At 40.3% G+C, this 18689-nt stretch carries 17 protein-coding genes and 1 other annotated feature; of the genes, 2 read left to right on the top strand and 15 right to left on the bottom strand.

Translation table 11 applies throughout. The features are described 5' to 3' along the window. Positions 1 to 188: 188 nt before the first annotated feature. From HMPREF3020_RS04805 to HMPREF3020_RS04790, 4 genes are all read right to left on the bottom strand, one after another. Positions 189 to 1577, bottom strand: a complete 1389-nt coding sequence (locus HMPREF3020_RS04805) for a cytochrome-c peroxidase (RefSeq protein WP_070775724.1) — start codon at positions 1575 to 1577, stop codon at positions 189 to 191. A gap of 229 nt (positions 1578 to 1806) precedes the next feature. Further along, entirely contained in the window at positions 1807 to 2694 is an 888-nt protein-coding gene (gene hflC, locus HMPREF3020_RS04800; RefSeq protein ID WP_049384374.1) for a protease modulator HflC, read from the bottom strand. Continuing rightward, positions 2694 to 3935, bottom strand: a complete 1242-nt coding sequence (hflK, locus tag HMPREF3020_RS04795) for an FtsH protease activity modulator HflK (protein WP_070775723.1) — start codon at positions 3933 to 3935, stop codon at positions 2694 to 2696. Before hflK ends, hflC begins: the two co-directional genes overlap by 1 nt. 128 nt (positions 3936 to 4063) lie before the next feature. After that, positions 4064 to 4774, bottom strand: coding sequence for a 4'-phosphopantetheinyl transferase family protein (locus HMPREF3020_RS04790; protein WP_070775722.1), 711 nt, complete (start codon positions 4772 to 4774; stop codon positions 4064 to 4066). A 172-nt stretch (positions 4775 to 4946) separates the two neighbouring features. Between HMPREF3020_RS04790 and HMPREF3020_RS04785 the strand changes: the two genes are divergently transcribed. Further along, complete coding sequence (locus HMPREF3020_RS04785; RefSeq protein WP_070775721.1) at positions 4947 to 6440, top strand: PTS transporter subunit EIIC; 1494 nt, start codon at positions 4947 to 4949, stop codon at positions 6438 to 6440. An 81-nt stretch (positions 6441 to 6521) separates the two neighbouring features. Here HMPREF3020_RS04785 and thrC read toward each other — a convergent pair whose 3' ends face one another. The 3 genes from thrC to thrA all read right to left on the bottom strand — a co-directional run bounded on the left by thrC (position 6522) and on the right by thrA (position 11278). Continuing rightward, complete coding sequence (thrC, locus tag HMPREF3020_RS04780; protein ID WP_070775720.1) at positions 6522 to 7796, bottom strand: threonine synthase; 1275 nt, start codon at positions 7794 to 7796, stop codon at positions 6522 to 6524. A gap of 77 nt (positions 7797 to 7873) precedes the next feature. Beyond that, positions 7874 to 8818, bottom strand: coding sequence for a homoserine kinase (gene thrB / locus HMPREF3020_RS04775; protein ID WP_005697139.1), 945 nt, complete (start codon positions 8816 to 8818; stop codon positions 7874 to 7876). A 12-nt stretch (positions 8819 to 8830) separates the two neighbouring features. Beyond that, a complete protein-coding gene (gene thrA / locus HMPREF3020_RS04770) occupies positions 8831 to 11278 on the bottom strand; it encodes a bifunctional aspartate kinase/homoserine dehydrogenase I (RefSeq protein WP_049373944.1) in 2448 nt (815 codons plus the stop codon). A gap of 31 nt (positions 11279 to 11309) precedes the next feature. After that, positions 11310 to 11425, bottom strand: a sequence feature (Thr leader region). Between the two features lie 163 nt (positions 11426 to 11588). Between thrA and HMPREF3020_RS04765 the strand changes: the two genes are divergently transcribed. After that, positions 11589 to 12293 carry a YggS family pyridoxal phosphate-dependent enzyme gene (locus HMPREF3020_RS04765; protein ID WP_070775719.1) on the top strand — a complete coding sequence of 235 codons (705 nt, stop codon included), beginning with the start codon at positions 11589 to 11591 and terminating at the stop codon, positions 12291 to 12293. Positions 12294 to 12350: 57 nt separating this feature from the next. Here the strand turns inward: HMPREF3020_RS04765 and murA are convergent, their stop codons facing one another. The 8 genes from murA to lnt all read right to left on the bottom strand — a co-directional run bounded on the left by murA (position 12351) and on the right by lnt (position 18620). Continuing rightward, positions 12351 to 13631, bottom strand: a complete 1281-nt coding sequence (murA, locus tag HMPREF3020_RS04760; protein ID WP_070775718.1) for a UDP-N-acetylglucosamine 1-carboxyvinyltransferase — start codon at positions 13629 to 13631, stop codon at positions 12351 to 12353. An 8-nt stretch (positions 13632 to 13639) separates the two neighbouring features. After that, positions 13640 to 13897 carry a BolA family protein gene (locus HMPREF3020_RS04755; RefSeq protein ID WP_049366349.1) on the bottom strand — a complete coding sequence of 86 codons (258 nt, stop codon included), beginning with the start codon at positions 13895 to 13897 and terminating at the stop codon, positions 13640 to 13642. A 13-nt stretch (positions 13898 to 13910) separates the two neighbouring features. After that, the gene (locus tag HMPREF3020_RS04750) at positions 13911 to 14246 is read right to left on the bottom strand and encodes an STAS domain-containing protein (RefSeq protein WP_070775717.1); all 336 of its coding nucleotides are present in this window, start codon (positions 14244 to 14246) and stop codon (positions 13911 to 13913) included. Positions 14247 to 14250: 4 nt separating this feature from the next. Beyond that, the gene (mlaC, locus tag HMPREF3020_RS04745) at positions 14251 to 14898 is read right to left on the bottom strand and encodes a phospholipid-binding protein MlaC (RefSeq protein WP_070775716.1); all 648 of its coding nucleotides are present in this window, start codon (positions 14896 to 14898) and stop codon (positions 14251 to 14253) included. Between the two features lie 21 nt (positions 14899 to 14919). After that, positions 14920 to 15426, bottom strand: coding sequence for an outer membrane lipid asymmetry maintenance protein MlaD (mlaD, locus tag HMPREF3020_RS04740; protein ID WP_049364516.1), 507 nt, complete (start codon positions 15424 to 15426; stop codon positions 14920 to 14922). 12 nt (positions 15427 to 15438) lie between these two features. Further along, positions 15439 to 16224: a lipid asymmetry maintenance ABC transporter permease subunit MlaE gene (gene mlaE, locus HMPREF3020_RS04735; RefSeq protein ID WP_070775715.1), complete on the bottom strand. Its 786-nt coding sequence runs from the start codon at positions 16222 to 16224 to the stop codon at positions 15439 to 15441. Further along, on the bottom strand, positions 16221 to 17015 hold the full coding sequence (mlaF, locus tag HMPREF3020_RS04730; protein WP_049369220.1) for a phospholipid ABC transporter ATP-binding protein MlaF: 795 nt from the start codon (positions 17013 to 17015) through the stop codon (positions 16221 to 16223). Before mlaF ends, mlaE begins: the two co-directional genes overlap by 4 nt. 72 nt (positions 17016 to 17087) lie before the next feature. Continuing rightward, the gene (lnt, locus tag HMPREF3020_RS04725; protein WP_070775823.1) at positions 17088 to 18620 is read right to left on the bottom strand and encodes an apolipoprotein N-acyltransferase; all 1533 of its coding nucleotides are present in this window, start codon (positions 18618 to 18620) and stop codon (positions 17088 to 17090) included. Positions 18621 to 18689: the final 69 nt, after the last annotated feature.

Here is an 18689-nt window from a genome sequence, read left to right as displayed (position 1 = left end):
TGCCAGTTCAAGTCTGGCTTCGGGCACCATTTTAAATATAAAAAGAAGATTGTCGCGTAAGCGGCTTTTTTTATACCTAAAATTTAGCTTTTCTGTTTTTTGACTAAGTCATTTATGACTTTATATCTAACTAAAACGCACAAAAAAACGACCGCACTTGCGGTCGTTTCTATTTATCGCTCAAAGGATTATTTTAATTTTTCACCTTTAAATTCACCTGTTAAGCTTTCTAAGAAAGACGTGATATCTTCAACATCTTTTTGAGCTGGCTGTTTCACGTTACTTTGGTATTTCAACATTGCACTCACAGCATCTTTTAATTCTTTTGCTGAGGCATCATGGAAATATGGTGCAGTAAGCGCGACATTGCGCAAGGTTGGCACTTTAAAACGATGCATATCAAACGGATCTTTAGTTTGTGCAAATCGGCCTTCATCGGCATCAGTTAATGGCGTACCACGATCTTTAAAGTAATCGCCGTAAAGTCCCATGTATTCATAAGATTGTCCGCCCATTGCCACGCCAGTATGACAAGTATCGCATTTATGTTGTTTGAATAATTCATAACCGCGAACTTGTTGCTCGGTCAAGGCTGTTTTATCCCCTTTCAAATAACGGTCGAAATCACTATTTGGCGTAATTAATGTTTTTTCATATTCACCAATCGCGTGAGTTAAGGTTTCTTTTGTCACTTGTGGATATTCTTTTAAGAATTCTTTTTTGAACTCTTCATCCATTTCAAAACGAGCCACGATGTCATCCCAAGAGTGCGAACCCATTTCTACTGGATTTGTTGGAGGACCTTTCGCTTGATCAGCTAAATCTGCCGCACGCCCATCCCAGAATTGTACAAAGTTAAAGGCGGCATTGAACACAGTTGGCGCATTAATTGGGCCTTTTTTACCATCAATACCCGTTGAAGTATCAAGTCTATCCACGCCACCTTTGTCTAATTGGTGACAAGTATGACATTGAATAGAACCATCGCCTGATAAACGTCCATCAAAGTAAAGATCATGACCTAAAGCGACTTTTGCTTCATCAGTTGCAATACTGCCTGGAATCGGTTGAACTAAACGATCTGCATCAACATTGGGTGTTTCTTTTGGTAAAGACATTTTACGTGCTTCACGAATCCAGTTAAGCAATGCCACTTTTTCTTGCTCATCTGGTTTACTTCCCCAGTGGAGATGTCTGAATTTAGCAATTGGCATTTCGTTATTTTCAAGTACGCGCTGTAATTTTGCTAAATCAGCTTGGGATAATTTGCTCGGATCTTTTAAGCCTTCAAGTAAACGATCCAGGCGGAAAGCTCGAAGTCCACTTTGAATATCCGATTGCATTTCATCACCCACAATCGGGAATTTTGAATAAAATGGAAGAGGTGTGTTTGGACTATGGCAATATTGACAGCTATTATCAAATAAGGCTTTTGCCACTTTTTCTTGTTCGCCAGTATAGCGATTTTCCATTAAAAGTTGGGTCGCATTCTCTTTATCAAATTGGTGTAGATACCCCACAACGCCAAAATAACCTAAGATAGCAATGGCTGCACCGCCAATAATCAGTTTTTTTATCTAATCCTCCAAACGATCAATAAAACATAAAAAAGAAAGGTAAAGCTTAAAGCAAGATGATTATGCCAAAAAATTGGCTTATATTTTATGTGGATTTAATTAACTTTGGCTATGGATTCGATTGATTGCATTAAAGGCCTTTTTATCTTATAAGCGAGAATTCCCCTAAAATTAAGCAATAAAAAATGCGGTTATTTCTAACCGCACTTTACTTTTCATTATCTCTTGTTTATTTCTTTGGCGCTTGCATAAAGCGGAAGAAATCACTGTCAGGTTTCAAAATCATCATATTATCTGAACCTTCAAAGCTGCTTTCATAGGCTTTTAAGCTACGAATAAAGCTATAAAACTGTGGTTCTTGTGCAAAAGCTTGAGAATACAATTTTGCTGCGGCTGCATCACCATTACCACGCAATTCTTGTGCCGTTTTATTTGCATTCGCTAAGATCAAGGTGACCTTACGATCCACGTCTGCTTGAATGAACGCCGCTTTTTCTTTACCTTGAGAACGGTGTTCACGAGCAACCGCATCACGCTCTGCACGCATACGTTGGTAAATCGAAGATGAGACTTCATCCGGTAAATTGATTTGTTTTACGCGAACATCGACGACTTCAATCCCTAATTCAGAGGTACTATCCTGCCCTGAATTTAGCGCTTTTTTCGCCCCCGCCATTAATTCACCACGCGTACCTGAAACGATATCTTTAATTGTACGAGTACCAATTTCTGAACGCAGACGGTCATTCACTTTACGGCTTAATAAGCTTGAAGCTTGGTTATAATCGCCACCACCCGTTGCGGTATAGAAACGACCGAAATCGCTGATTTTCCATTTTACATAGGAATCCACCAACAAGTCTTTTTTCTCGACTGTCACAAAACGAGTAGCAGATCCATCAAGGGTACGAATACGCGCATCAAGCACTTTAATGCTATCAATTAAAGGCAATTTAAAATGCAAACCTGGTTCATACACGACCACTTTGTTTTCTGCATCACGTTGTACTTTGTTAAAACGTAACATGATGCCACGTGAGCCTTCAGTTACAACCACCACGCTGGAATATAACACCGCTGCAATCACCACAATAATCGGAAGTAAAAATTTACGCATTAGTTAAATCTCCCTTGGCGAATGCCTTCATTTGATTGAACCGGTTGAACCGCTTGTGTTTCTACACGACGTTCCTGTGTTGAAACAGGCGCAGAACTGACCGCATTTTCTGAAGTAGTGGTCACTGGCTTAGCCGTCTTTTTACCCATTAATTGCTCCAATGGCAACACAGTTAAATTGTTACCATTATTGCTGTCTAACATCACTTTAGGTGTGTTTGCCATCACTTTTTCCATGGTTTGAATATAAAGACGCTCTTTTAACAAATCAGGTGCCGCTTTAAATTCAGGTAGAAGACGTTGTAAACGTTCCACTTCCCCTTGCGCATCAAGCACAACACGATCTTTATAAGCCGTTGCTTCTTCAACGATACGCTGAGCATCACCACGAGCGATTGGCTCTTTCTCGCGAGCATAAGCTTCTGCTTCACGAATGTAACGTTGTTCGTCTTCCTGTGCTTTAATCGCATCATCGAAAGCATCTTTCACTTCTTCTGGTGGACGTGCAGATTGGAAGTTCACGTCAATCACTTCAAGTCCCATATCATAAGGTTTGATAATATCGTTCAAGGCTTTCCATGTATCTTCACGTACCACGGCTCGACCCGTTGTCAGCACATCATTCATAGTCATATGACCAATCACATAACGAAGTGCACTGTCAGTCGCTTGTCCAAGACTATTGTCCGCATTGCTTACGCTAAACAGGTATTTTTCAGGATTTTGCACGCGATATTGTACGGTCATTTCCACTTTAACCATGTTTTCATCTTTGGTTAACATCGCACCTTGTGTTTTAAGCTCACGAACTTGCTCTACATTCACTGGAATCACTTTATCAATAAAGGTTGGTTTCCAGTTTAAGCCTGGTTGAACGATAGAATGAAACTCGCCAAAACGTAACGTCACGCCACGTTCTGCTTCTTTAATGGTATAAAAACCGCTTGCGCCCCAAATAATCCCTCCGATTACTGCGGCGATCGGTAAAATTTTACCTAAATTAAATGAAGGCATATTAGGCGAAGTATTATTTGAACCGCTTTTTTTATTGCCACCACCTAGTTTTTTCAACAGATTATTGAATACCTCTTCAATATCTGGTGGTGATTGCTCCTGATTCTTATTGTCTCGCGCCCCCCAGCCATTTTCATTTTGCTTATCTGATGAATTATCTGACTGTTTTGGACCGCTACTCTGTCCCGGTTTACCCCAAGGATCTTGATCTGGACCGTTTTGCGACATTACGTTCTCCATTTGTCTAAAATTTTTAATGAGTTTAACGAAATAAATGGGGTTAGTCTATGAAAATACAAGTGACAATGCAAATTTTACAAAATAAAAAATCCTTGAATATTTTCAAGGATTTTCTTTTATTCATTTACTTGGTAAATCAAGGATTTTTTTATATTTTTTTCTTCTAATTCTTTTCCATTCCATTGATAAAAGTGCGGTTGGATTTTTGACTGATTAATAAACGCAGCAAAATAAAAAGGTAATTCATCGGTAAAGATCAATTCCCCTTTCGGACAATAATCTGAAAAGATCTGTAACCGCGCTGGTAAATGTACCACACTTGAAAGTTTTACAATCCCAACACCTTGTGATTTCAATACCGCCTCACGCAAACACCAACAGCGATAAAAAGCCTGCTCCTCATTAAGTTGTTTAGCAAACCATTCTTGCTCTGCTTGTGGCGCAAAATGCGCCATGAGTGCAGAAAAATTTCGTTTTTTGGGAAATTCAATATCAATACCGACCGCACTTTTTTCTGATTCATTAATATGCAGCAATACGGCAACCCAATCGCCTGAGTGGCTTATATTAAAATCGATGTTCTCGACGAGAAATTGTGGTCTACCACTTTGCGTACGATAAATTTGCCCTAAAAGTGCGGTTGATTTTCCCGCTTTTTTTAGCAACTGCCAAAGTAAAAAATGCGCTAATCGACGACATTGATGTCGTTGCGTTATCCGAGAATTCCCCTTCGGTTCCGTATGCAAATTCTCAGGAACTAGTTCCCTAGGAATTTCATCAAAAGGAAAAGGTTGTTGAATATTGGCGTAGGCAATAAAAGTTGTCATAAAAATAATGAATAAACATGCAAATTTGATTGCATTATAAAAGGAAATCTACCGCACGCCAACATAAGCTAAAACTCATCAAAGCAAGGTGTTAGATTGAAATTGTGAGCGGTTTCACAGATTTTTCTCTTCAAATACGTTACATTTCGAAAAAGTAGTCACAGGAGGTTCTATGTTTAAACAACTTCAACAAGTTGGTAAGGCATTTATGTTGCCGATTGCTATTTTGCCTGCTGCAGGTCTTTTACTCGGGATCGGCGGTGCACTTTCCAATAAAGCAACGGTGCAAGCCTATCCAATTTTAAATAATGAGGCTCTGCAAGGTCTGTTTCAGATTATGTCTGCAGCCGGTAGCGTGGTATTCGCTAATTTAGCCTTATTATTGTGTATTGGTTTAGGTATCGGCTTAGCCAAACGTGACAAAGGCGTTGCTGCTCTCGCTGCCGTTGTTGGTTATCTCATTATGACGGGCACCATTGCTGCATTAATTCCGATTTTCTCTCCTGATGTAAAAAGCATCGATACGGGTGTGATTGGCGCATTGGTGATGGGCTTGATTACCGTTAAATTACACAATCGCTATCACAACATCCAATTACCACAAGTATTAGGTTTCTTTGGCGGCTCTCGCTTTGTGCCAATTGTGACTGCTTTTTCAGCTATTTTCGTTGGATTAGTTTTCTTCCTCATTTGGCCAACTTTCCAACAATGGCTCGTCTCAGCAGGTAAAAGCATCGCATCCATGGGAACCTTTGGTACATTCTTATACGGTTTCTTAATGCGATTATCTGGTGCGGTTGGCTTACATCACATGATTTACCCACTATTTTGGTATTCTGAATTAGGTGGTGTAGAAATGGTCAATGGCGAGATGATTGTTGGTGCACAAAAAATCTTTTTCGCTCAATTAGCCGATCCAAATCACCATGGTTTATTTACTGAAGGGACACGTTTCTTTGCCGGCCGTTTTGATACCATGATGTTTGGCTTACCAGCAGCCTGTTTAGCTATGTATCACTGCGTACCGAAAAAACGTCGTGCAAAAATTGGCGGCTTATTCCTTGGTGCAGCCCTAACCTCTTTCATTACTGGGATTACTGAACCGATCGAGTTTATGTTCTTGTTTGTTGCACCATGGCTTTATGTATTCCACGCTTTCTTAGATGGTGTATCTTTCTTTATTGCCGATTATCTAAACATCTCTATCGGGAATACTTTCTCTGGTGGTTTTATTGATTTCTTGCTCTTCGGCATTTTACAAGGTGATGAAAACACCCATTGGTTGCGTGTGATTTTTGTCGGTATTCCTTGGGCTCTGCTCTATTATTTCTCTTTCGTTTTCTTGATCCGCATTTTTAATGTAATGACACCAGGACGCGGTGAAGAAACCGAAGAAAATGCAGAGCAAGAAACCAGCTCTCTGACTGAAAATGCACATAAAATTATTGCAGCATTAGGTGGCGCTGAAAATATTGAAAACGTGGATGCGTGTATTACTCGCTTACGTGTTTCAGTTAAAGATGTCAAAGCCGTTGATAAAGCCACATTGAAAAAATTAGGTGCGATTGATGTGCTTGAAGTCGGTGGTGGCGTACAGGCCATTTTCGGTGCTAAAGCTGTACTCTATAAGAGTGAAGTGAATCAAATCTTAGGAAAAGAAGATTAACTCCTAAAAAATAAAGGGCGTTTATCCCGCCCTTTTGAGTGATAAAACAAAAGTACGGTCAAAATTAACCGCACTTTTTTATTATTTCAACAAATATGCACGTAATTGTGCAAAATCGTCATCCATTTCATCAGAAAGTAATGGCAATTTATTGTGTTTATCCAACGCTTCTGGCAATGGAAGATCGAGCGAAAGAATACGCTCCACAGACTCTTTAAATTTCGCAGGATGTGCTGTACATAAGAAAATACCGGTTTCATCCGCTTTAAGTTGGTCTTTCAATACTTGATAGGCGATCGCTCCGTGTGGCTCACATAAATAACCTTTTGCATACATCGTTTTTAAGGTTTCTTCTGTTTCGCCATCACTTAACATGCCTGAACCTAAATCACTTAAATTCCAGTCATTACGCTTAAATAACTCTTCGACACGTGGCCAGTTGTTCGGGCGACTTACATCCATCGCATTAGAAAGCGTGGCTACTGTCGCTTTAGGTGCCCAGTTACCTGATTCTAAATAACGCGGCACAGTATCGTTCGCATTGGTTGATGCAATAAAGCGTTTAATTGGTAAACCTAATGTTTTTGCGATTAACCCTGCGGTTAAGTTACCAAAGTTACCACTTGGTACGGAAACCACGACATTATCACGTTTTTCTTTTGGTAACTGTGCGACCGCTTCAAAGTAATAACAAACTTGTGCTAATAAACGGCTAATATTGATGGAGTTTGCTGAGTTTAACCCAATTGCTTGACGTAGTTCGGCATCATCAAACGCTTGTTTGACTAACGCTTGGCACGCATCGAAATCGCCATTAATCGCAACAGTGCGGATATTCCCACCTAAAGTACAGAATAGTTTTTCTTGTAATGGGCTGATTTTGCCTTTCGGATATAAAATCACCACATTGATATTTTCCAACCCATAAAATGCGTGGGCAACGGCTGCGCCAGTATCACCCGAAGTGGCTGTTAAAATGGTGATTTTACCATCACCACGCACTGCAGCGAGCGCCTGCGCCATAAAACGACCACCAAAGTCTTTAAATGCTAAAGTTGGACCGTGGAATAATTCAAGGGCATAAATATTGTCTTCTACTTTTTCTAACGGTGCAGGAAAAGTAAATGCATTTTTCACCATTACATCTAGTGTGGCTTTCGGTAATTCTTCACCGATTAATGCGCCAAGAATTTTTTGGCTACGTTCCACCAATGGTAAGGCTAATAACTCATCAATATTAGTTAAAGCAGGGATCGTTTCTGGAAAGAACAAGCCTTGATCTTTGCCAAGCCCTTGACGTACTGCCTGAGCAAAATTCACTTGTTCTTCAGGGTGTTTGATGTTGTACAAATTCATTGTATATCCGTTAATTATAGAGTTTTAATAAAATATTATTCCCCTCTTAATAAGAAGAGGGGAAAATGATTGACTGCTTAACCTAGCTCTCTCGCGCCGTCATTATCGACCTTACAAACGTGCACAAAGCCTTCATTGTTTTGTAAATAATGATTTTCTAAATAAGTCGCCAGTTTTGTTGCGGTTTGTAAATCGGGTGCGATGGAGAAAATCGTTGGTCCAGAGCCTGAAATCCCCGTCGCTAATGCACCTAAATCACGAGTGGCTTGTTTCACTTCTGCGAAGTTAGGTAATAAAGCCTCACGATAAGGTTCTGCAATCACATCTTTCATCATCATCGCAGCAAGGTTTTCTTGATGCGTGTGACATGCGTGCACAAAGCCACCTAAATGACGGCCATGAGAAATCACATCTTGACGCGTGTAGCTTTTCGGTAAAATTGCACGCGCTTCAGCGGTTGAAACCTCAATGCCTGGGTAAGCTAAGACCCAGTACCAATTATCAAAAAATGGCAGTTTTTGGCAAATGTTACCGAGGGATTGTACCATAAATTGCACACCACCAAGATAGCAAGGCGCAACGTTATCATAATGGATTGAACCTGAAATACGACCTTCCAACTCTCCCATCATTTCTAACAGTTCCATTTTTGAAAATGGTTCATCGTGGAATTTATTTAATGCCACTAATGCTGCTACGATAGAGCACGCACTTGACCCCAATCCCGAACCAATCGGCATATTTTTCTCAAGGGTCAAACGCAATGGTTTAACTCTCACATTGCGTAATTTTAATTGCTCACTAAACAGTACATAGGCCTGATACACGATATTTTTTTGCGGCTCTTTTGGCAATTTACGCACAAAATAGCCCGCACTTTCGAGCTCAAAACCACTTGGAATAGACTCAATCTGTACGACATCACCTAACAATGAACCATCAATCGGTGAAATGGCTGCACCCAATGTGTCAAATCCCACACTAATATTGGCACTCGATGCCGGAGCATAAATTCTTAACATGTTATGTCCTTTTTAGTGGTGTAATGTTCTTAAAATATCAGCAAAGATGCCCGCTGCAGTCACTGCATTACCTGCACCATAACCACGTAATAACAACGGAATTGGTTGGTAATAACGGGTATAGAATGCAAGGGCATTTTCACCGTCTTTCACCTTGTACAATGGATTATTTTGATCTACAGCGATAATTGATACTTTGCAGTGGCCATCTTTAATTTGTCCTACGTAACGCAATACTTTGCCCTCTGCTTTCGCCGCTTCAACGCGCGCTTTAAATTCCGCATCTAATTGTGGCAACATTGCCATAAATTCATCAGCAGATTTGCCTTCTGAGAAGCCTTTTGGCAATACTCCTTCCACTTCCACATCGGAAAGCTCAAGTTCTAAACCTGCTTCACGCGCTAAAATAAGCAATTTACGTGCCACATCTTGTCCTGATAAATCATCACGAGGATCTGGTTCTGTAAACCCTTTTTCACGTGCAAGCGCGGTCACTTCTGAAAGAGAAAGTCCTTCTTCTAATTTACCGAAAATGAAAGAAAGTGAGCCCGATAAAATGCCTTCAAAATACTCAAGCTCATCACCAGCTGCCAACAAGTTCTGTAAGTTTTCGATAACCGGTAAGCCTGCGCCTACGTTGGTTTCATATAAGAATTTATGTTGGCTCGCTTGTGCATTACGACGTAATTCGTGGTAATAAGCTAATTCACGAGTATTCGCTTTTTTATTTGGAGTTACCACATGGAAGCCTTCTTTTAACGCTCGTGCATAAAGTCCTGCGACCGATTCAGCCGTTGTACAATCAACAAAGACTGGGTTCACTACGTGATGCAACTTAATGAAAGATAACAACACATCGAAATCAGAAGGTTGGGTTGCATTTTCAAGATCTGCTTTCCAATTATCTAAATTCAATCCGTTTTCATCCAAAAGCATTTTTGTTGAATTCGCTAAGGCACAAACACGGATTTCAATATCCTTCTTTGCGAGGTATTCTTTTTGGTGTTTAATTTGTTCAATTAACTCACCACCAACGCCACCAACGCCGACTAGAAACATATCGACAACTTTCTTGTTATTAAAAAGGGCTTGGTGAGTCGCTTTCACAGCTTCAATCGCTTTATTTTGCGCGACAACTGCGGAAATTGAACGCTCAGAAGAACCTTGTGCAATTGCGACTAAGCTGATATTCGCTTGTGCTAAGGCAGAGAAGAAACGAGCCGCAATACCTTTAGCTTGTTTCATACCATCACCTACAACTGAGATGATAGATAGATCTTTTGCGACTTCAATTGGCTCTAAGTCATGCGCTTTTAATTCTGTCGCAAACTCTTGTTCTAAAATCGCTTTTGCTGCATCCGCTGATTTAACAGGCACACAGAAACTAATGCTGTATTCAGAAGAAGATTGAGTGATTAAAATAACTGAAATACCCGCTTTTGACATCGCTGAAAATACACGCGCAGCCATCCCCACCATGCCTTGCATACCAGGGCCTGAAACATTAAACATTGCCACGTTGTCAAGGTTAGTAATCCCTTTCACTTGTAAACCTTCAGATTTCACATGACCATCGATTATTGAACCAGGTGCAGATGAATTACCGGTGTTTTTAATCACACAAGGGATTTGTTTTGGTAATAATGGACCAATTGTACGTGGATGGATCACTTTCGCACCAAAATAAGAAAGCTCCATCGCTTCACGGTAAGAAAGGCTTGGTAATAAACGAGCATCTGGCACTAAACGTGGGTCACACGTATAAACGCCATCCACATCAGTCCAAATTTCACAAACAGATGCATCTAAACAAGCGGCTAAACAAGCGGCTGAATAATCAGAACCGTTACGGCCTAATAACACTAATTCACCTTTATCATTACATGCGGTAAAACCAGCCATTAGAACCACTTTATCTTTACCGATACTTTTTGCATCAACGCGTTTTGTCGATTCATCAATATCAACTGAAGATTCTAAGTAACCACCCTGTGCTAATAATTGCTTAACAGGATCAACAATGTGAACACTATATCCACGCGCTTCAAACCACGCTTTCATCATCGCAATCGATAATTTTTCACCACGGCAGTCAATAGTTGCTTTAACTTTATCTTCTACTTTGCCGGCTTGGCGGATTTCTTCTAATAAACCTTTAATTTGGGCAAATTCTGCATCAATGAGGGCTTTGGTACCCGCAAGATCAAATTTATTATTTTCAGCGTGCAAACCATTAATGATGTTATAGAAAATTTCAATGGCTTCGTTAAAGTGGGTATCAGTAGGTTGGTTTAATGCGGCTTTTTCAGAGAGGGCAACAAGATGGTTAGTAATTTTTGCTGGAGCAGATAAGACACCGGCAGCCTGCTCTTCTAAATGAGCTTTTTCGATTAATTGAGCTGCTTGTGAGAAACGCTCAGGATTGGCTAATGAAGTGCCACCAAATTTTAATACGCGCATGATAATATCCTCAGATGTTGTGATTTTTAAATACTAAAAAACCCGCACTAGACTGAATGCGGGTTTTTTTGATCCTGTTTGTTATGCACTAACCCGCCCCATTAATTGTCGTAATGGTCATAATAATGGTGGTAATCGTGAAAGTGCGGTTATTTTTCATTGTGTTTTAACCTTGAAAAAAAGATGTGTTTAGAAATACCGAAAAAGCGCGGGCTTGTCAAACACAAAATCAAAAAAATGAAGATTTTTTCTAAAAATCATCGCTTTGGTGTAGAATGAAGAGAGTTTCACATTGGTCAGGAAGGGAATTATGACAATTCAACAAGCTCTCGAAACCATTCATCAAAAAATTCAAGATGCCACTCAACTCGCTCACCGCCCAGACAGTGCGGTCACTTTATTAGCAGTTTCTAAAACGAAACCCAATGAAGCGATTTTAGAAGCCTATCATGCAGGACAAAAAGCATTTGGGGAGAACTACGTTCAAGAAGGTGTAGATAAAATTCAGTATTTTGAAGCACAGAATATTCAGCTTGAATGGCATTTTATTGGCCCATTGCAATCCAATAAAACGCGTCTTGTGGCCGAACATTTCGATTGGATGCAAACGTTAGAACGTGCAAAAATTGCTGATCGTTTAAATGAACAACGCCCTACCAATAAAGCGCCTTTGAACGTTCTAATCCAAATTAATATCAGTGATGAAGCGAGTAAATCAGGTATTCAACCGGGTGAAATGATTGCGCTTGCAAAACACATTGAAAATCTACCGCACTTACGTTTACGTGGATTAATGGCTATCCCTGCTCCAACAGACAATATTGCTGAACAAGAAGCGGCTTTTAGCCAAATGGAACAATTATTTGAACAGCTAAAAACAGCTTTCCCTCATCAACAAATTGATACCCTTTCTATGGGAATGACCGATGACATGCAAAGTGCCATCAAATGTGGCTCAACCATGGTACGCATTGGTACGGCCATTTTTGGCGCAAGAGATTATTCGAAAAAATAATGAATAGAAAATAAAAAAGCGGTCAAAATTGACCGCTCTTTTTTTATTTGGATTTAATTAAACTTCTTCGCTCTTTTCAGAGAAACGTTCAATCTTCGCACCTAAGCAACGAAGTTTATCTTCCACGTGCTCATAACCACGATCGATGTGATAAATACGATCCACGATAGTTTCACCACTTGCGATACAGCCTGCTAATACAAGGCCGATTGATGCACGTAAATCTGTTGCCATCACTTCTGCACCAGAAAGATGCTCAACACCATGACACACTGCAGTATTACCTTCAATCTCCGCTTTACCACCCATACGAATTAACTCTGGAATATGCATAAAGCGGTTTTCAAAAATGGTTTCAGTGATGATACTTGTGCCTTCTGCCACCATGTTTAACAAGGTGAACTGAGCTTGCATATCGGTTGGGAAACCTGGGTGTGGTGCAGTACGAATATTAACAGCTTTTGGACGATTGCCATGCATATCCAAGGTAATGCTATCTTCTGTGACTTCAACTTCTGCACCCGCTTCACGAAGTTTATCAATCACGGCATCCATGGTATCTGCTTTGGTATTTTTACATACCACACGACCACCTGAAATGGCACCCGCAATTAAGAATGTACCGGTTTCAATACGATCTGGCACAATACTGTGCTCGCAGCCAGTTAAACGCTCAACACCTTCAACGACAATGTGATCCGTACCAGCACCTGTAATTTTTGCGCCCATTTTGTTGAGGAAATCAGCTGTATCGACAATTTCAGGCTCACGTGCGGCGTTTTCAATCGTTGTTGTACCTTCAGCAAGCGTTGCCGCCATCATGATAGATAAAGTCGCACCAACGCTCACTTTTTCCATCACAATACGTGTACCTACAAGACGCTCTGCGACAACTGCTTTTACATAACCTTCGTCAAGCTCAATCGTTGCGCCGAGTTTTTCTAAGCCACTAATATGAAGATCAACCGGACGTGCACCAATTGAACAACCACCAGGTAAAGAAACTTGACCTTGATGAAAACGAGCCACTAACGGTGCTAATGCCCAAATAGAGGCACGCATGGTTTTTACTAATTCATACGGTGCAACGAAGTGATCAATTTTAGAGCAATCTAGTAATACGGCACCTTCAACATCACGCTCTGCCACCACGCCAAGTTTACGTAAGATTTTTAAGGTGGTATCAATATCTTTGAGTTCCGGTACATTTGTTAATTTAACCGGCTCAGTCGCCAAAATTGCGGCAAAAAGAATAGGAAGTGCAGCATTTTTTGCACCAGAGATGGTTACAGTACCACTTAAGCGAGATTGCCCGCCATAAACACGAAATTTTTCCATAGAAAATCCTAGCTTGCTTGATGTAATAGACGATCCATTTTCCACTTTTCAGTGGTATAGGTTTTAATAGTTAAAGCGTGAATTTCGCCAGTTTGAAAGTAAGGCATTAATGGCGCGTAGATGGTTTGTTGCTGTTTTAATTTAGAAAGTGCTGAGATCTCATCGCTCACTACAATCACACCAAAGTGTGCATTTTCACCTTGAGCATAAACCTCATCTACATTCAGGCTTTCTTTTAAAATACGTTCAATTTCTTGCAGTTCCATTAGGATTTCCGTTTTAATGATGATCAATAAAAGTGCCAATCCAATGAGATAAATTCACTAAATCAGCAAGGGTTAATAACTGTTCCGGCGGATTTATCAACCGCACTTTTTTATTTGGTAACTGCTCACTATCATGTAGAAAATCACACAATAATGCAAAACCAGCAGAATCAATTCGTTTAATATTCGTTAAATCAAATTCAATGATACTTTGATTCGCTAGTTTTTCTGATAAAAAAGAAGCACGTTGCTGCCATAATGGTAACAACGTGTTGCGGGATAGCTCCTCCGATAATTGGAGAGCTATCTTATCATTATTTTGGATTAAATCCCACTTTAACGCAGTCATTCGCTTATTTGCTCAATGTCACGGGTGCTGCAGCTGATTTTTGAATTTGAGCAGTTAATGCATCAATACCTTGTTGACGTAAGATACCGCTCCATTCGTTTTGTTTGGTGACAACCATGCTCACGCCTTCTGCAACCATGTCATAAGCTTGCCATTCGCCAGTTTTACTGTTTTTACGCCATTTGAAATCTAATTTGACTGGCGCTTGTCCACCATTTTGCATGATGTTTACACGAATACTTACAAGGTTTTTGTCGCCTACTTCTTTTGCCGGTTCAATTTGAATATTTTGATCGGTGTAAGCGGTTAACACTTGCGCGTAAGCTTGTTCGATAAAATCGCTGAATGCTTTAAAGAATTTTTCACGTTGTTCTGGTGTAGTTGATTTAAAGTATGAACCCAACACTAAAGAACCTGCATAGTTTACTTGCACGTAAGGTAATAAATCATTACGCACGATAGTACGTAAATAGTTTGGATCCTTTTTAATTTTTGCCTGATTGTTTTTGATATCGGCAAATAACTTATCTGATGCTTGTTGCATCAACACATAAGGGCTCGTTTCTGCACGTACAGTTTGAGTCACAAAAAGTGCAGTCACTGCAAATGCCATTACGCTAAACCATTTTTTAAACTGAGTAAATTTCATCATAAATCTCCTAAATAAAGATTATTATTTGGCTTCAGGTTCTGCTTTGTCAGCATTGCCGTCGGCTTTTTTATCACCGTAAAGGAACTGGCCGATTAAATCTTCCAATACCATTGCGGATTTTGTGTCTTGAATTTGGCTACCGTTTTTTAACATCGCGGTTTCACCATCATCAAAACCCATCGTTAAGGCGATATATTGCTCGCCCAATAATCCCGATGTTTTGATCGATAACGAACTGTTTTCCGGAATTTCTTTATATTCTTCATTAATCGCAATGCTTACTTTTGGCAAATAAGATTTTTCATCTAACGTAATGTCAGATACGCGACCAATGACTACCCCACCAAGTTTAAGTGGTGCACGGACTTTTAGTCCACCAATATTGTCAAAAGTTGCAGTCACCGTGTAAGATTTTGTTTCACCAAAACCTTGTACGTTTGCTACACGTAAGCCTAAAAACACTAACGCGGCGATACCGAGTAGTAAAAATAGCCCTACCCAAAATTCATATTTAATTGTTTGTCGCATAAAAATACCCTTTTAGCCTGCCCCAAACATAATGGCAGTTAAGATGAAATCGAGCCCAAGAACCACAAGTGATGCGTGGACAACTGTTCTGGTTGTGGCTTGACTGATACCTTCTGATGTCGGAATACAATCATAACCATTGAATAACGCAATCCACACCACGGCAATGGCGAAAAATACGCTTTTAATAAATCCGTTTAGAATGTCATAGCTCCAGCTGACGGCATTTTGCATCACAGACCAAAAGCTACCTGCATCGACACCTTTCCAATCTACGCCGACAAGCGCACCGCCCCAAATACCAATCGCGGTAAAGAGAAGCGCAAGAATTGGCATCGCAATCAACCCTGCCCCAAAACGCGGTGCAATCACTCGACGTAATGGATCAACCGCCATCATTTCAAGGCTGGAAAGTTGTTCTGTGGCTTTCATTAAGCCAATTTCAGCTGTTAACGCAGAACCTGCTCGACCCGCGAATAAAAGTGCGGTCACTACTGGGCCTAATTCACGTAATAAAGAGAGCGCCACAAGTTGTCCAAGGCTCGTTTCAGCAGAAAAATCAACCAAAACTACATAGCCTTGTAAGCCCAACACCATTCCAATAAATAAACCTGAAAGCAGGATAATCAATAAAGACTGTACACCTAATACGTATAACTGCTTCACTAATAAAGGAAAATGTTGACGAATTTGTGGCTTACCCACTAACGCACCAAACAGCATAAAGCCGGAACGACCTAATGCGCGGAAAAATTTGATTACGCTTCGTCCAAGTGAAGAAATCATATCAACAATCATTTAAATAATTCCTCCACATAATCACCTGCCGGATAATGGAATTTTACCGGACCATCTGCTTCACCTTTTAAGAACTGAACCACTTGCGGATCTTGGCTCGCGAGCAGTTGCTCTGATGTTCCTTCGGCAATCACATGTTTATCCGCAATAATATAGGCATAATCCGCAATGCTTAATACTTCCTGCACATCATGGGAAACCACAATAGAGGTTAAATTCAGTGCTTCATTCAAGCGTTTAATTAAGCTCACGATCACGCCCATGCTGATTGGATCTTGCCCTGTAAACGGCTCATCAAACATGATTAAATCTGGGTCAAGTGCAATCGCACGCGCTAATGCGGCACGACGAGCCATCCCACCAGAAAGCTCCGAAGGCATTAAATCTGCCGCACCGCGTAAGCCCACCGCTTCTAATTTCATCAACACAATTTGACGAATTAGACTTTCCGGCAAACGGGTATGCTCGCGAATCGGAAATGCCACGTTATCAAACGTGGAAATATCCGTAAATAAAGCGCCTGATTGGAATAACATTCCCATGCGTTTACGTACTTCGTAAAGCTCGCGATTTGAAAGACGACAAATATCTTGTCCATCAAACAAAATCTCACCTTGTTCAGGATACAACTGACCACCAATTAATTTCAGCAACGTGGTTTTCCCGATCCCTGACGGCCCCATAATGGCCGTAATTTTACCCTGTTGGACTTTCAAATTCAGGTTATCGTAAATCACACGCTCACCTCGTTTAAAGGTCAGGTTTTTGACTTCGATTAGATTTTTATTCATTAAAATCTCATTGGTTTTATAAGAAGAAATTTATTTTTCTCTCATGTTAAAAAAGTGCGGTCGTTTTGACTGCTATTTTTGTGAAAGGTTCAAGCGGCGTTTTAATAACGTCGTCAAGCCACGTAATAACACAAAAATCAATGACAACACATAAATAGGTAAATTGCCTAATGCTGCATAAGGCGTTTTGCCTTCTGTTGGCACCATTTTATGGGTCAGCGTGGTTTCCTCAAATTGAGGTGCTTGCGCTTCAATATCACCCTTTGCATCAATAAACACTGAAATCCCCGTATTGGTTGCACGAATTAATGGTTTACCTAATTCAAGAGCGCGCATTCTAGCCATTTGTAAATGCTGCCAAGGGCCAATGCTATCACCAAACCAGGCATCATTGGAAATGGTCAGCAAATAATCGGTTTCTTTTTTCAGATTTTCACGAAGTTGCTCACCAAAAATAATTTCATAACAAATAGCCGGTGCAAAAGCATGTTGTTTTGCCATAAATGATGGCTGTACCGCATCACCACTTTGGAACGCAGACATTGGTAAATTAAATACCGAGTTAAGTGGACGTAACAAACTTTCTAGCGGCACGTACTCACCAAATGGCACGAGATGATGTTTGCTATAACGATTTTTTGTCGTCAACTCATAAGGAAAATCAGGATTCCCTGCCGTTACAATGGAATTTAATAATTTACCGCTTTGCTCATCACGATACACGGTGCCAATCATCACTTCCGTGTTTTTCTCTTTCGCGACCTTATCTAACGCTTCAAAAAATGGCGTAATCGCATTTTCCAAAGTTGGCAATGCCGACTCAGGCAAAATAATCAAATCAGACTTGCCTAAATGTGCCAAAATTTGTTTTTGATAGATGTCTACCGTGGCATAAAGGTATTCAGGATCCCATTTTAAATTTTGCTCAATATTACCTTGTGCAAGTGTAACGGTGAGCCCTTTATCTTCTTTGGGTTGAACAAAATTCACCTTACCGGCATAAGCACTTAATCCGCCCACAACCAACAATAGCAATGCATTCACGCCGACTAAATTCCATTGTTTTTTCGATAGTGAAGAAACAAGATTAAAAATGACCGCACTTACCCAAACGGTAAAGAATGTCATCCCCGTGACACCAAAGATCGGCGCAATCCCGTAAAATGGACTGTCGATTTGGGTATAACCAAATTGTAACCAAGGAAAACCGGTAAACACCCAACCACGCAAGAATTCAGTCAATGTCCAAATCGCGGCAAAAATAACCGCACTTTGCACCTGAAAACGTTGCACTAAATAAGTGAAAAGCATTGGATAAAGTGCAAGGTAAGCCGAAAGTAAGCCCACCAAGAGATAACTCACGCCTAGAGAAGCGCCACCAAATTGATGAATACTGACATTTAACCAACTTACACCAAAACAAAAAAAGCCCATCGACCACAAAAAGGTGGCCAAAAGTGCGGTTGATTTTTTAGCATTTTTCGCCACAAAAAGTAAGCCGACCAACGAGACGTAGGCTAATCCCCAATAATCAAACGGCGAAAAAGCAAATACGCCAATCACACCAGAAATCAGGGCTATAAGATAAACGACTAATTTATTCATTTTATCAATACTATAAAAAAACATTCCCCCTCTTCAGCAAAGAGGGGGCTAAGAATATGATTAGACTGA

Origin of the sequence: Haemophilus sp. HMSC068C11, from assembly GCF_001815355.1 — a bacterium.
GTDB lineage: Bacteria > Pseudomonadota > Gammaproteobacteria > Enterobacterales > Pasteurellaceae > Haemophilus_D.
This window is presented reverse-complemented; position numbering and strand designations above follow the sequence as displayed.